At 55.5% G+C, this 1,149-nt stretch carries 2 protein-coding genes; one reads left to right on the top strand and one right to left on the bottom strand.

Annotated elements, in window-relative coordinates:
- Positions 1 to 394 (bottom strand): VOC family protein (locus ACR0EL_RS21730; RefSeq protein WP_480502253.1); only part of this gene is annotated, 394 nt, incomplete at its 3' end.
- A 147-nt stretch (positions 395 to 541) separates the two neighbouring features.
- Here ACR0EL_RS21730 and ACR0EL_RS21725 point away from each other — a divergent pair.
- Positions 542 to 997 (top strand): Lrp/AsnC family transcriptional regulator, encoded by a 456-nt coding sequence (locus ACR0EL_RS21725; protein WP_170393715.1) that lies wholly within the window; start codon positions 542 to 544, stop codon positions 995 to 997.
- Positions 998 to 1,149 lie beyond the last annotated feature (152 nt).

The raw sequence follows: 1,149 nt of genomic DNA, 5'->3' as shown, positions 1-1,149 counted from the left end.
AACCACCAATGCCCTTGATCGCCGGAACATTCATGGTCTTGTCTGCGCCATCATAAGGCTCAGCCCCTTTGGCGATCGCGTGCTCATAGGCCTTCTGAGCATCAACAACGCGCCAGCCCATGGCAGGGGCGCAGGGGCCGTGCTCGGCCACGAATTTGGCTGCAAAACTGTCAGGATCCGCGTTCAGGATGTAGGTTACATCACCCTGTTGCCAAAGCTCAACCTTGGGGGTGTTGCGGAGATAGCCGACATAGTCGAAGCCCATTCGCGCAAACACGTCTCGCAGCTCTTGCGGCTCGGGGTGTGCGAATTCAACAAACTCAAACCCGTCGGTACCGGCTGGGTTTTCTTCGCTGATGACAGATTTCGGGGCGTTATGCGGGAAAGGACCCATGGCGCGTCTCCTCGGAAAACAGGAATTTCTTTGCTGATTCAAAAATACGCCTTAATGAGTGCTGTTTCTGCGCATTGTTTTCGTATAAACTAAGTTTAGATGCGTACTTTCCGCATATTGATTGCAAATTTTGGGGAAACGCCGCACGTGCTGGATCGGATTGATATCGGAATACTCGCAGCTTTGCAGCGCGACGCGCATCTGACGTCGCAGCAATTGGGTGATGTGCTGAATCTATCCGCCAGTCAGGCGGGCCGTCGCCGACAGCGCCTTGAGGCCGAGGGTTATATCACTGGGTACACCGCACGACTGGACCCGCTGAGGCTGGGGCTACAGGTTCAGGGGTTCATTCAGGTGCATCTGGGCACTCATGGCCCCGAACAATCCGCAGGCTTCGCCCGCATGGTCAACACCCGCCCCGAGATCACCAGCGCCTGGACGATGACAGGTGAGGCAGATTACCTGCTTCATGTCTATTGTGAAGACTTATCCGCACTCAATACCTTGCTTCACGAAGTGATCCTGCCGCATCCTGCAGTTGCACGGGTGCAAAGCCAGATCGTGATGGACCAATTGAAACGCGACGCGCCGCTCCCGACCTGAGCGGATTTAAGAGGACAATAATGAACGAGTTCCTTTATCAGGCATCGATCTATCTGGCAGCTGCGGTGATCGCGGTGCCGCTTTCCGCCCGTTTGGGTCTGGGATCGGTGCTGGGTTATCTGGCCGCAGGCATCGCGATTGTTCCCATTTTG

This window comes from Ruegeria sp. AH12 (assembly GCF_056541465.1).
Note: the sequence above shows the minus strand (reverse complement) of the source record. Positions and strands in the feature narration are given on the sequence as shown.